At 74.7% G+C, this 12,392-nt stretch carries 14 protein-coding genes; 8 read left to right on the forward strand and 6 right to left on the reverse strand.

What is annotated here, in order from left to right:
* Positions 1–11: 11 nt before the first annotated feature.
* Positions 12–941 (reverse strand): NADP-dependent oxidoreductase, encoded by a 930-nt coding sequence (locus tag ACFW1I_RS16365; RefSeq protein WP_384670238.1) that lies wholly within the window; start codon positions 939–941, stop codon positions 12–14.
* A 151-nt stretch (positions 942–1,092) separates the two neighbouring features.
* On the opposite strand from ACFW1I_RS16365, the gene ACFW1I_RS16370 reads away from it, so the two are divergent.
* The 3 genes from ACFW1I_RS16370 (at position 1,093) to ACFW1I_RS16380 (ending at position 4,396) form a co-directional block, all read left to right on the forward strand.
* A complete protein-coding gene (locus tag ACFW1I_RS16370) occupies positions 1,093–2,004 on the forward strand; it encodes an MBL fold metallo-hydrolase (RefSeq protein WP_384670240.1) in 912 nt (303 codons plus the stop codon).
* A 145-nt stretch (positions 2,005–2,149) separates the two neighbouring features.
* Complete coding sequence (locus tag ACFW1I_RS16375) at positions 2,150–3,175, forward strand: phosphotransferase family protein (protein WP_384670242.1); 1,026 nt, start codon at positions 2,150–2,152, stop codon at positions 3,173–3,175.
* Positions 3,176–3,181: 6 nt separating this feature from the next.
* The gene (locus ACFW1I_RS16380) at positions 3,182–4,396 is read left to right on the forward strand and encodes an acyl-CoA dehydrogenase family protein (protein ID WP_384670244.1); all 1,215 of its coding nucleotides are present in this window, start codon (positions 3,182–3,184) and stop codon (positions 4,394–4,396) included.
* A 4-nt stretch (positions 4,397–4,400) separates the two neighbouring features.
* Here ACFW1I_RS16380 and ACFW1I_RS16385 read toward each other — a convergent pair whose 3' ends face one another.
* Together ACFW1I_RS16385 and ACFW1I_RS16390 are read right to left on the reverse strand one after the other, a co-directional pair.
* Entirely contained in the window at positions 4,401–4,994 is a 594-nt protein-coding gene (locus tag ACFW1I_RS16385; RefSeq protein WP_384670246.1) for a TetR/AcrR family transcriptional regulator, read from the reverse strand.
* Between the two features lie 84 nt (positions 4,995–5,078).
* Positions 5,079–5,855, reverse strand: a complete 777-nt coding sequence (locus ACFW1I_RS16390) for an SDR family oxidoreductase (RefSeq protein WP_384670266.1) — start codon at positions 5,853–5,855, stop codon at positions 5,079–5,081.
* A gap of 171 nt (positions 5,856–6,026) precedes the next feature.
* Here ACFW1I_RS16390 and ACFW1I_RS16395 point away from each other — a divergent pair, with 171 nt between their 5' ends.
* The 4 genes from ACFW1I_RS16395 (at position 6,027) to ACFW1I_RS16410 (ending at position 10,191) form a co-directional block, all read left to right on the forward strand.
* On the forward strand, positions 6,027–7,283 hold the full coding sequence (locus ACFW1I_RS16395) for an exo-beta-N-acetylmuramidase NamZ domain-containing protein (protein ID WP_384670268.1): 1,257 nt from the start codon (positions 6,027–6,029) through the stop codon (positions 7,281–7,283).
* A gap of 138 nt (positions 7,284–7,421) precedes the next feature.
* A complete protein-coding gene (locus tag ACFW1I_RS16400; protein ID WP_384670270.1) occupies positions 7,422–8,624 on the forward strand; it encodes a serine-threonine protein kinase in 1,203 nt (400 codons plus the stop codon).
* Between the two features lie 137 nt (positions 8,625–8,761).
* Positions 8,762–9,373, forward strand: coding sequence for a hypothetical protein (locus ACFW1I_RS16405; protein ID WP_384670248.1), 612 nt, complete (start codon positions 8,762–8,764; stop codon positions 9,371–9,373).
* Positions 9,370–10,191: a 3-keto-5-aminohexanoate cleavage protein gene (locus ACFW1I_RS16410; RefSeq protein ID WP_384670250.1), complete on the forward strand. Its 822-nt coding sequence runs from the start codon at positions 9,370–9,372 to the stop codon at positions 10,189–10,191. Before ACFW1I_RS16405 ends, ACFW1I_RS16410 begins: the two co-directional genes overlap by 4 nt.
* Here ACFW1I_RS16410 and soxR read toward each other — a convergent pair.
* Positions 10,188–10,679: a redox-sensitive transcriptional activator SoxR gene (gene soxR / locus ACFW1I_RS16415; RefSeq protein WP_384670252.1), complete on the reverse strand. Its 492-nt coding sequence runs from the start codon at positions 10,677–10,679 to the stop codon at positions 10,188–10,190. The two genes, ACFW1I_RS16410 and soxR, sit on opposite strands and share 4 nt — an antisense overlap.
* 106 nt (positions 10,680–10,785) lie before the next feature.
* On the opposite strand from soxR, the gene ACFW1I_RS16420 reads away from it, so the two are divergent.
* The gene (locus ACFW1I_RS16420; RefSeq protein WP_384670254.1) at positions 10,786–11,247 is read left to right on the forward strand and encodes a MaoC family dehydratase; all 462 of its coding nucleotides are present in this window, start codon (positions 10,786–10,788) and stop codon (positions 11,245–11,247) included.
* On the opposite strand, the gene ACFW1I_RS16425 is transcribed toward ACFW1I_RS16420, so the two are convergent.
* Both ACFW1I_RS16425 and ACFW1I_RS16430 read right to left on the reverse strand, forming a co-directional pair.
* The gene (locus tag ACFW1I_RS16425; protein ID WP_384670256.1) at positions 11,238–11,870 is read right to left on the reverse strand and encodes a TetR/AcrR family transcriptional regulator; all 633 of its coding nucleotides are present in this window, start codon (positions 11,868–11,870) and stop codon (positions 11,238–11,240) included. The genes ACFW1I_RS16420 and ACFW1I_RS16425 overlap by 10 nt on opposite strands.
* Before the next feature lie 95 nt (positions 11,871–11,965).
* Positions 11,966–12,256 (reverse strand): YiaA/YiaB family inner membrane protein, encoded by a 291-nt coding sequence (locus ACFW1I_RS16430; RefSeq protein ID WP_031011185.1) that lies wholly within the window; start codon positions 12,254–12,256, stop codon positions 11,966–11,968.
* Between the last annotated feature and the right edge of the window lie 136 nt (positions 12,257–12,392).

Here is a 12,392-nt window from a genome sequence, read left to right on the forward strand (position 1 = left end):
CGCGCGCGGCGCTACGGGACGGTGACCACGACCTTGCCCTGGAGGCCGCCCTCGGCGTTGGCCCGCTGGGCGTCGGCCGCGCGTTCCAGCGGAAAGGTCTTCGCCACCCGGACGTCCAGGACGCCCTCGTCGGCGAGGTCGGCGAGCGCGTTCAGGTCGGCGGCGTCCGGGCGGACCCAGTAGTAGAGGCCGCCGAGCGCCAGGACCTCGCCGTCGGCGATGGAGGCGAGCCGGCCGCCGGGGGCGCGCAGCTTCGCCGCGTGCGGGAGGAAGGGGCCGCCGAGGGTGTCGAGGACGGCGTCCACGCCGTCCGGGGCGAGCTCGCGGACCTGGCGGGTGAAGGTCTCCTCGTCGAACAGGACCGGCTCCGCGCCGAGTTCGGCCACCCGCTCCCGGCCGGAGGCGCGGGCTGCGCCGAGCACCCGGCAGCCGAGGTGGCGGGCGATCTGCACGGCCATCGACCCGACCCCGCCGGCCGCGGCGAGCACCAGCACCGTCTCCCCCGGCCGCACCGCGAGCGCGGTGTGCAGCGCCTGGTAGGCGGTGAGGCCGGCCAGCGGCAGCCCGGCGGCCTCCTCGAAGGAGTAGGCGCGGGGCTTGCGGCCGAGGGTGCGGACGGGGGCGGCGACGTACTCGGCGAAGGTGCCGTGCGAGAGGACGTCCTCCCGGACGTACCCCATGACCTCGTCGCCCGCCGCCCACTCGGTGACGGAGACGCCGGGCCGGACGACGACGCCGGAGACGTCCCAGCCCGGGACGACGGGGAAGACCGCGTCGATCATGCCGTCGAGGTAGCCGGCCTGGGCCTTCCAGTCGACCGGGTTGACCGCCGCCGCGCGGACCTCGACCAGGACCTCGTCGGGCCCGACCTTCGGGTCGGGCAGCTCGCCGTACTCCAGGACCTCGGGGCCGCCGTACCGGCGGTAGCTGATCGCCTTCATGGAACCGACCCTCGACGGGGGCGGGGCGGCCCGCAAGCCGGGCGGGGCAGTCGGGGCAGACGCGTCCGATCCGGCGGAACCGGCCCCCGGGCGGACCCGCCGGTGGCAGGCTTCCCCCTGTTTCGTCGATCTTCTTTCCCGGGGGAGCCCTGTGCCTGCCACCGACCCGTACGTGGTCACGCTCGCGCCGCACGTCCACGCCTACGTCCAGCCCGACGGCGGCTGGTGTCTGAACAACGCCGGCTTCCTCGGCGACGCGGGCGAGTCGCTGCTCGTCGACACCGCCGCCACCGAGCGGCGCGCCCTGCTGCTGCGCGACGCGGTGCTCGCCGCGGGGCTGCCGCTGCCGCGCACGGTCGTGAACACCCACCACCACGGGGACCACACCTACGGCAACGGGCTCTTCCGCCCCGAGGCCCGGATCATCGGGCACGAGAACTGCCGGTCCGAGCAGCTGGGCGCCGGGCACCAGCTGCACCTGCTGTGGCCGCGGACCGACTTCGGCCGGGTCGAGATCACGCCGCCCGACGTGACGTACCGGGACCGGCTGACGGTGTACGCGGCCGGGATCGAGGTGCGGGTGGTGCACCCGGGCCCGGCGCACACCACCGGCGACTCGATCGTGCACCTGCCGGAGCTGGGCGTGGTCTTCACCGGGGACCTGGTCTTCGAGGGCGGGACGCCGTTCCTGCCGATGGGCTCGCTGGCCGGCTCGCTGCGCGCGCTCGACGTGCTGCGGTCGCTGGACGCGGAGCGGGTGGTGCCGGGGCACGGCCCGGTGACGGACCCGGCCGCCTTCGAGGCCACCGAGCGCTATCTGCGGTGGGTGGCGGAGCTGGCCGCCGAGGGGCACGCGAAGGGGGACCCGCCGCTGGAGACCGCCCGCCGGGCGGAGCCGGGCGAGTTCGCCGCGTGGCGGGAGAGCGAGCGGCTGGTGGCGAACCTGCACCGGGCGTACGCGGAGCTGGACGGGCTGCCGGAGGGGCACCCGCTCGACCCGGTGGCCGTCTTCGGCGACATGGCGGCGATGAACGGCGGGGTGCCGGTGGCCTGCCACGCCTGACCGCCGCTCGCGGCCGGACGTGGACGACGGAGGGACCCGGGTGGGTGGCGCCCGGGTCCCTCCGGTCTTTCGGGGAGCCCTCTGGACGACATACCGACTGGTCGGTCATCATGAACGCCGACCGACCGACCCGGAGGTACGCCCGATGAGCCACACCGCCCCGCCACCCGGCCTCGACCCCGAGCGCCTGCGCCGCCACCTGGACCGCGAGCGGCCGGGACTGGTCGCCGGGCCCCTCGAAGCCCGGCTGATCGAGGGCGGCCGCTCCAACCTCACGTACGCCGTCACCGACGGCACCGGCCGCTGGGTGGTGCGCCGCCCGCCGCTCGGGCACGTCCTGGCCACCGCGCACGACATGAAGCGCGAGCACCGGGTGATCAGCGCCCTCGGCGGGACGGCGGTGCCGGTGCCGGGCACGGTGCTGCTCTGCGAGGACGAGGAGGTGCTGGGCGCGCCCTTCTACGTCATGGAGTTCGTCGAGGGGACCCCGTACCGCTCCGCCTCCCAGCTGGCGCCGCTGGGCCCGGAGCGCACCCGCGCCACCGTCCTCGGCCTGGTCGACACCCTGGTCGACCTGCACGCGGTGGAGCCGGAGTCCGTCGGGCTCGGCGACTTCGGCCGGCCCGAGGGCTTCCTCGACCGGCAGCTGCGCCGCTGGGGCAAGCAGCTCGCCGCCTCCCGCGGCCGCGAACTGCCCGGCATCGAGGAACTGCACGCCGCCCTCGGCCGCGCGCTGCCCTCCTCCCCCGCGCCCACCGTGGTGCACGGCGACTTCCGGCTCGACAACGCCCTCGTCGGCGACGACGACCGGGTCACGGCGGTCCTCGACTGGGAGATGTCCACGCTCGGCGACCCGCTGACCGACCTGGGCCTGCTCGTCATGTACAGCACCCCGCTGGACCTGCCCGGCTCGCCGATCTCCACCACCGCGGGCGCCGCCGGCCACCCCGCGGCCGCCGAGCTGGTCGAGCGGTACGCCGCCCGCTCCGGCCGCGACGTCTCCGCCCTCTCCTGGTACACGGCCTTCGCCTGGTTCAAGCTCGCCGTGATCCTGGAGGGCATCCACTACCGCTACACCCTCGGGCAGACCGTCGGCGCCGGCTTCGACCGCATCGGCGACCTCGTCCCCGTCTTCATCGAGCACGGCCTGACCACCCTTCAGGAGGGCTGAACCGCCATGGACTTCTCCTACGACGCCCGCACCGAGGAGCTGCGGGCCCGGCTGCTCGCCTTCATGGACGAGCACGTGTACCCCGCCGAGGCCGTCGCCGAGGAGCAGCGGGCCGCGCTCGCCTCCCCGTGGGACGAGCCGCCGGTGGTGGCGGAGCTGAAGGCCGAGGCCCGGCGGCAGGGGCTGTGGAACCTCTTCCTCCCGGACGAGGAGTACGGGGCCGGGCTGACGAACCTCCAGTACGCCCCGCTCGCCGAGATCACCGGCCGCAGCCCGCAGCTCGCGCCGACCGCCCTCAACTGCGCGGCCCCGGACACCGGGAACATGGAGCTGCTGGCCCAGTTCGCCGACGAGGCGCAGAAGAAGCAGTGGCTGGAGCCGCTGCTCGCGGGCGAGATCCGGTCCGCCTTCGCGATGACGGAGCCCGAGGTGGCCTCCTCCGACGCGACCAACATCGAGACCCGGATCCGGCGGGACGGTGACGCGTACGTCGTCGACGGGCGCAAGTGGTACATCTCCGGGGCGATGAACCCGGACTGCAAGGTCTTCATCGTGATGGGCAAGACCGACCCCGACGGGACGGACCTCCGCCGCCAGCAGTCGATGATCCTCGTGCCCCGCGACACCCCGGGCGTCGAGGTGCGCCGGGCGATGCGGGTGTACGGCTACGAGGACCACTACCACGGCGGCCACGCCGAGGTGGTCTTCGACGGGGTGCGGGTCCCGGCCGCGAACCTGATCGGCGAGGAGGGCGGCGGCTTCGCCATCGCCCAGGCGCGGCTCGGCCCCGGCCGCATCCACCACTGCATGCGGCTGATCGGCATGGCCGAGCGGGCGGTGGAGCTGACCTGCCGACGGGCCGTCTCCCGCACCGCCTTCGGCAAGACCCTCGCCCAGCAGGGCGTGGTGCAGAACTGGATCGCGGACGCGCGGGTGACCATCGAGCAGCTGCGGCTGCTGGTCCTCAAGACGGCCTGGCTGATGGACACCGTCGGCAACAAGGGCGCCCACACCGAGATCCAGGCCATCAAGATCGCCACCCCGCGCGCGGTGGTGGACATCATCGACAGGGCGGTGCAGGCGCACGGCGCGGGCGGCGTCTCGCAGGACTTCCCGCTCGCCGAGCTGTGGGCGGCCGCGCGGACCCTGCGGCTCGCGGACGGTCCGGACGAGGTGCACCAGCGGTCGCTGGCCCGCCGCGAGCTGAAGCGCTACCTCTGACGGCTCACGGACGCAGGGCCCGCAGCAGGAGGTCGGCCAGGTGGTCGGCGACCTGCTGCGGGGCCAGCGGGCCGTCCGGGCGGTACCACGTGGACAGGTGGTGCACGGAGCCGAAGTGGTAGTCCACGACGAGGTCGGCGGGCGTGGCGGAGGAGAAGACGCCCGCCCGCTGGCCTTCCTCGATCAGGGCGCGGAAGCGCTCGTGGTAGCGGCGGCGCTCGGCGCGGACCTGCTTGTTCTTCTCCGGGCTCAGGTGGTGCATGGAGCGGAAGAAGATCGAGGCGTCGTCGAGGTTCTCGATGGTGGTGACGACGACGTCGGCGGCGGCGGCGCGCAGCCGCTCCTCTACGGGCGCGTCGGCGTCCGCGAGGTCGTCCAGCCGCTCCTGCTGGAGGCGGAGCACGCGCGCGTACACCTCCTGGAGGAGGTCCTCCTTGGAGCCGAAGTAGTGGTAGAGCGCGCCCTTGGTGACGCCCGCCGCCTCGACGATCTCCTGCACCGAGGTGCGGTCGTAGCCCTGTTCGGCGAAGAGCCGGGTGGCGGCGGCGAGGAGCCTCTGGGGGACGGGAGAACCGTCCCCGTCCGTCGTCCTGGCCATGCTCCGCCGCCTTCCAGCTCGCTGCCCCGTCCCTGGCGTACGGGGTCTGTCGTCGGTAGATCTTCCCATCCGTCGCCGGGTGCGCTAGCGCGCGCCCGCCTCCCAGTGCCGCTGGAGCTTGTTCATGCCGCCGATCCAGCGCTCGGGGTCGTCCGCGCGGTTCCGGTAGTAGTCGGAGACCTCCGGGTGCGGCAGGACGAGGAAACGGTCCTCCGCGATGGCGTCGAGGAGGGCGTCGGCGACGGTCTCGGGCTCGACGGCGGTGGGGACCAGGACCAGGTCGCCGGCCGAGCCGGTGGCGGCGAGCATGTCGGTGCGGACGCCCTGGGGGCAGATCGCGTGCACCTTGAGGCCGCGGTGGCGGTAGGTGAGCGAGAGCCATTCGGCGAAGGCGTAGGCGCCGTGCTTGGAGACGGAGTAGGGGGCCGCGCCGATCATGGTGAGCAGTCCGGCGGCCGAGACGGTGGAGACGAAGCGGCCGGTGCCGCGCTCCAGCCAGTCGGGGAGCAGGGCGCGGGCGGCGCGGACGTGGGCCATGACGTTGACGTCCCAGGCGGCGGCCCAGACGGCCTCGTCGGCGAAGGCGTCGCCGGCGGAGGCGAGTCCGGCGTTGGCGCACCAGATGTCGACGGCGCCGCCGAGGGCGTCGCGGGCCTCGTCGACGATCGCGGAGGCGTCGCCGGGGACGGCGACGGCGCCGATCTCGGCGGCGACGGCCTTGGCGCGGTCGGCGTCGAGGTCGTTGACGACGACGCGGGCGCCCTCGGCGGCGAAGCGCCGGGCGAGGGCGGCACCGATGCCGCCGCCCGCTCCGGTGACGACGACGGCGGCGTCCCGGAGCTCGTGCGTGGCCGCGTTCATGGACCCCTCCAGGTGGTTCGGCTCGGTCACGGTTCGGATGACTCCGGCAGACTAACCGGTCGGTATGGAGCGGTGGAAGACCCGGCGACCGCGGCGCGCGGCTTCCGCACGCCTCGTTCCCCCGGGCCGTCAGGAGCGCTAGCCTGCCTGCCCATGTCACGCATGAGGCGGATGAAGCTGTCGCGTCGGGATCTGCTGGCGGCCGGAGGGGCGCTGACCGCCGGAGGGGCGCTGGCCGTGACGGCCTCCCCCGCCGCGGCCGACCCCGGGCGGGGGCACGCGCGCGTACGGACCGGGTTCGAGCGGCTGGCGGCGGACGGGTACGCCCTGCTGGCCGGCGAGCGGGTCGGCGTCGTCACCAACCCGACCGGGATCACCCCGGACGCCCGGCACCTGGTGGACGTGATGCACGCCGACGAACGGGTGGACCTGGTGGCCGTGTTCGGCCCCGAGCACGGCTTCCGGGGCACCGCGCAGGCGGGCGGTTCGGAGGGCCGGTACGACGACCCGGCGACCGGACTGCCGGTCTACGACACGTATCTGAAGAGCGGGCGGCCGCTGGCGGACGTCTTCACCGCGTCCGGCGTCGACACGGTCGTCTTCGACATCCAGGACGCGGGCGCCCGCTTCTACACGTACATCTGGACGCTCTACGACTGCATGGTGGCGGCGGAGCTGGCCGGGAAGCGGTTCGTCGTCCTGGACCGGCCGAACCCGGTGAGCGGCCGGGCGGCCCTCGGCCCGGTCCTGGACCGGGCCTTCGCCACCTTCGTCGGGCGCGAGCCGATCGCGCAGGCGCACGGGATGACGGTGGCGGAGCTGGCCCTTCTCTTCAACGCCGAGTTCCTGGCCCGGCCGGTGGAGCTGGAGACGGTACGGATGACGGGCTGGCGGCGCGCGGACTTCTTCGACGCCACGGGGCTCCCGTGGGTGCCGCCCAGCCCGAACATGCCGACCCCGGAGACCGCGCTCGTCTACTCCGGCACCTGTCTCTTCGAGGGCACCAACCTCTCCGAGGGCCGGGGCACCACCCGCCCCTTCGAACTCCTCGGCGCGGAGGGCGTCGACCGCCGCTGGGCGGAGGCGGCGAACGCCCTGGAGCTGCCCGGGGTCCGCTTCCGCGAGGCGTACTTCGCCCCGACCTTCTCCAAGTTCCAGGGCCGCACGGTCGGCGGCGTCCAGCTCCACGTCCACGACCGCGCGGCCTTCGACCCGGTCCGCACCGGCATCGCCCTGCTGGTCACCGCCCGCGCCTCCTGGGCCGGCTTCGCCTGGCGCCCCGACCACTGGATCGACAAGCTCACCGGATCCACCCGGGTCCGCACCCTGATCGACGCGGGCGCGGACACCGACACGATCGCGGCCGCCTGGACCGACGACCTGACGGCCTTCCGGGCGGTGCGGCGGGAGCATCTGCTGTACCGGTGATCGGGGTCCCCTCCGAAGGCCGCGAACGCGCCGCCGAGGTCTGAGAATGGCCGGATCCGGGCATGCTGCCCAGGGGTTGCGGGACGCGGACCCCTGGGCGCTTCCTCGACGGGGAGGGACGGGCGGGCCGTGAGCGGGATGAGTGTGGATCCGTACCGGGAGATCGTCTTCGACAAGGACGGGGACGGTCCGGCCGGACAGGCGGCCGAGCTGGTCGCGCTGGCGCGGCGGGGGGTGACGGATCTGGTGGTGTTCGCGCACGGCTGGAACAACTCGCCGTCCGGGGCCACCCGGCTGTACTCGGACTTCTTCGCGCCGTTCCCGGGGCTGCTGGCCCCGGGGGTGGAGGCGGGGTACGCGGGCGTGGTGTGGCCCTCGATGATGTTCACCGACGAGCCGGTGCCGGACTTCCGGGCGCTGGTGACGACGCTGCCGGAGAAGGAGCGGACGGTCGTCCGGCTGACCGAGCTGGTGGCGCTGGCGCCGGCGGAGGAGGAGGCGTTCGCGGAGTTCGGGGCGCTGCTGCGGGAGCTGGCGGACGTGGACGGCGCGGGGGTCGCCGCGGACGGGCGGGTGCCGGACTTCCTGCTCGCCGATCCGGTGGAGACCTGTGCCGTCTTCACCGGGGCGCTGGAGGCGGAGGTGCCGGAGGCGCTGCTCGGGGCCGGGGACGGGCTCGGCCGGCTGTGGAAGGGCGGCCGCGAGGCGCTGCGGCAGGCGGCGTACTACGTGATGAAGAAGCGGGCGGGGCAGGTCGGCGAGCGCGGGCTCGGGCCGCTGCTCGCCGAGGTGGCGCGGTCCGCGCCGGGGCTGCGGGTCCACCTGGTGGGGCACAGCATGGGCGCCCGGCTCGTGGCGTACGCGCTGCGCGGGCTGCCGGGGGCGCTGCGGCCGGTCCGTTCGATGACGCTGCTCCAGGGCGCCTTCTCGCACTACGCGTTCGCCGCCCGGCTGCCGCACGACCCGGGCCGGGCGGGTGCGCTGAAGGATCTGCAGCTGCGGGTGCGGGGCCCGCTGGTGGCCTGCCACTCGCGGCACGACACCGCGCTCGGGCTGCTGTATCCGCTGGCCTCCCGGGCGGCCCGGGACTCGGCGTCGCTCGCGGAGCCGCTGGGGCGGCTGGTGGCGCGCGATCCGCGGTGGGGCGCGATCGGGTGGGACGGTGTCCAGGGCGTGCCGGGGGCGGCGCGGCGGACGCTGGCCACGGTGCTGCGGGACGGGGTTCCGGCCTCGGGCTGCGTGAGCGTGGACGCGGCGGAGGCGGTCCGCTCGCACAGCGACATCCGGCGGCCGGAGCTGGCCGGGGTGGTGGTCTCGGCGGCCCGGATCGGCCGCCGGTAGCCCGACCCCGGTGGCGTCTTCTCGCCAGAAGACGCCCGTTCCGCCGAGGGGCGGAACACGGGGGCGCCGCCGTTCGTCCCTCTGGTACCGCGGATGCGCGAAGGACCGCGAAGGACCAGCGACGGAGGTGGCGAGCGATGGCCGGTTTCCGGAGTCTCGCGAGACAGGTGCGCGATCAGGGGTGCGACACGGCACTGCGCAGATACTCGCTGCGCAAGTGCCTGGAGCGGTTCGCCCCCTACGGGCACCGGGCGACCTGGGACCATCTGTGCCGCAGGCACGGGTTCGGACCCGACGACCGGGAGCTCGATCCGGCGCGGCTGGTGGCCGCCCTGGAGGAGCTGGAGGAGGCGCGGTCGGTCTGGCTGGCGTACGAGCGGGAGTTCGCCGCCCGGCGCCGGCGCGAGAAGCACGGCGGGCTGCGCGGCCTGGGGGCGCCGGACGACTGGCACCGGGACGTGTGGGGTGGCAACGGGGTGGTGCGGTGCGGCGATCCGGCCGTCCATCCGTCGGATCCGCTGCCGGAGGTGGTGCGGCGGCTGGTCACGGCGCTGGAGGACGACCCGGGCGAGGCGTGCCCGGTCTGCGCGGGGGCGCGGATCGCGTGGGGCGGCGGCTCGGGCGAGGAGACCTGGTACGGCCCGGTGTGCGCGGACTGCGGGGTCGAGGTGCCCCGGGCGGTCCTCACCCCGGGGGCGCTGGCCCGGGCCCGGGAGGTACGCGGCCGCCCGCTGGTCCCCGCGGCGTGACCCGGCCGGGAGCGGCCCACCCGCTCCAGGCGGCGCTGAACGGCACGCGCGGGCCCGGGGAGTCGGCGGCGGTGCCGCACGATCCGGCGGCGCTCGCCGGGGCCGCGGCGGAGGCGGTGGCGGCGGGCGCCCACGAGGTGCGGCTCCGGCCCCGGACGTCCTGCGGCGCCGGTTCGCTCTCGCCCCGGGTGGTGGGACCCGCCCTGACGGCGGTACGGGGACGCGTCCGCGTCCCGGTGACGGTGCCGGCGGACGCGTGGGCCGAGCCCGACCCCGAGCGGCGGGTCGCGCGGATCCGCTCCTGGGAGGCGCTGCCGGAACGGGCCTGGGTGCCCTGGCACGAGCCGGGCGCCGAGGAGACGGCGGCGGCGCTGCTGGCACGCGGGGTGGCGGTGGAGGCGGGCCTGCGCCCCGACACCCCGGGCCCCGCCCTGTTCACCCGCTCCCCACTGGCGCCCCGGGTCCGACGGATCGCGGTCGAGGTGCCGGCCGGGACGGGGGACGCGAACGGGCCCGCGCCGACCGCGCCGGTCGACGACCTCGTGGCGTGGCTGCGCGCGCTCATGGCCGGGGCGGATGGGCCGACCGGGGCGGATGGGCCGACCGGGCGGTGGGGTCGGGCACCGGCGGGCCGGTGCGGCGGGGCACCCGTGCTGGTGTACGGGACCGGCGCGGCGGCCTGGCCGGTGCTGCGGCTGGCGCGGCGGCTGGGTCTGGCCGGCCGGATCGGGCTGGAGGACACCCTTCTGCTGCCGGACGGGACCCGCGCCGGCTCCACGGCGGAGCAGGTGCGGGCCGCGCTGTCCGGCTCGTTCTAGTCGCCCGCGGCCTCGGACTCGGCGTCGGTCTCGCGGCGCAGCGGCAGCAGCCGGGAGCCGGCCATGCGTTCGCCGAAGACGTCGTCGGGGTTGGAGAGGACGCAGGTCTCCAGGGAGAGGCAGCCGCAGCCGATGCAGTCCGTCAGGTGGTCGCGGAGCCGGCCGAGCTGCTTGATGCGGTCGTCGAGTTCGGCCCGCCAGGTGGCGGAGAGCCGGGACCAGTCGTCGCGGGTCGGCGTGCGCTCCTCCGGCAGTTCGGCGAGGGCGTCGCGGATGGTGGCGAGAGGGATGCCGACGCGCTGGGCGGCGCGGATGAAGGCGACCCGGCGCAGCGCGTCGCGCCCGTAACGGCGCTGGTTGCCGGCGGTGCGGCGGCTGCCGATGAGCCCCTTCGACTCGTAGAAGTGAAGGGCGGAGACGGCGGCGCCGCTGCGGGCGGAGAGCTGGCCGACGGTGAGCTCGTGGATCTTCTCTGGAATCTGCGGCACCCCTCGAACCCTACTGGTCCGTTGACAGCGCGACCCCCACCCCACATGCTGAGCAAGCGCTTAGACACAAACCGTTGGGTATGTCGTACGAGAAGGGACCAGGGACATGGCCGAGCCGAGGATCTTCACCTCCGCCGAGGAGCTGCGCGCGGGGGTCGGCGAGCAGCTGGGGCACAGCGACTGGCTGGAGATCGACCAGAAGCGGATCGACCTGTTCGCCGAGGCCACCGGCGACCACCAGTGGATCCACGTGGACCCGGAGCGCGCCGCCTCGGGCCCCTTCGGCAGGACGATCGCGCACGGCTATCTGACCCTCTCGCTGCTGCCGCTCTTCGTGCCGCAGGTGCTGCGGGTGGAGGGCATGAAGATGGGCCTCAACTACGGCACGGAGAAGGTGCGCTTCCCCGCCCCCGTGCCGGTCGGCTCGCGGCTGCGCGCCACGGCGGTCCTCACGCGGGTGGAGGAGGCCGGCGGCGGGGTGCAGGTCACCGCGAAGGTGACCGTGGAGCGCGAGGGCGGCGACAAGCCGGTGTGCGTCGCCGAGTCCGTCTCGCGCTACTACTTCTGAACCCGGTGCCCCACCATGCGGAGCACGAGGTCGGCGTAGAAGGCGCCGACCTCGTCGGGCGTCCGGCGGCCCTGGACGTTGAACCACCGGGCCACGTCGATGCAGAGCGACAGCACCGCGACGGTGGTGCCCGACGGGTCGGCCACGTCGAACTCGCCGGCCGCCACGCCCTCCTCGATGATCCGGCGCACGGTCGCCTCGGTCCCCCGGCGCAGCTCCACGATCTCGGCACGGTGCTCGGGGCCGAGCGCGTCCAGCTCGTACTGGACGACCCGGGCGGTGGTGTGGCGCTCGGCGTGCCAGCGGACGAAGGAGCGGACGGCGTCGGCCAGCCGCTCGGAGGGCGCGCCGTCGCGGACCTCGGCGGCCCGGAGGATCTCCAGGGCCTTGTCGTGGCCGATGCGGCTGATCCGGTGGAGCAGCTCTTCCTTGGTCTTGTAGTGGATGTACAGCGCCGCCGGGCTCATCCCGGCCCGGCCGGCGATGTCGCGGGTGGTGGTGGCGTGGTAGCCGCGTTCGGCGAACGCCTCGACGGCCGCGACCAGCAGCCTCCGGGCGGCCTCGGGCGCGACCTCGCCCCAGGTCACGTCCTCGCCGCCGGGCGTCTGCTCCGCCGTGCTCATCCCACACTCCTCCTCGGACCGGTCAGGACGAACACCATACAACGAAGCTGAGCAAGCGCTTAGAGATCGAGACTTCCGATCTCCGGCGGCCGGGCTCAGAGCTTCTGCTGGAAGGGGTCGTGCTCGGCGAGGAGCTTCTCCAGCCGGGCCTGGTCGACGCGGCTGACGATCCGCTCCGACTCCTGCCGGTCGCGGACCACCTTGGCGAGCGTGAAGGCGGAGGTGGTGAGGTAGAGGACGGAGACCGCGAGGAAGGCCCGCACCCAGGCGCTCGCCTCCAGCTGGTAGATCCCGATCGCGACGGCGGCGAGGGCGATCGCGAAGGAGATGACGGCCTGCGCGTGGTAGGCGCTGGTGTTCTGCTGCTTGACCTGTGACTCGCTCATGGGCACAGGATCGGGGGGGGGGTTGGGGAGGCGACAACACACCGAAAAACAAGACACAGAGACACACGCGCCCCCCCGCGCGGGGCGCGCCCCGGGGTCGGCTCCCCGGCGGCGAGGACCCGGTCCCGGCCGTGGG

Source organism: Streptomyces sp. NPDC058955 (assembly GCF_042741435.1).
Taxonomy (GTDB): domain Bacteria; phylum Actinomycetota; class Actinomycetes; order Streptomycetales; family Streptomycetaceae; genus Streptomyces.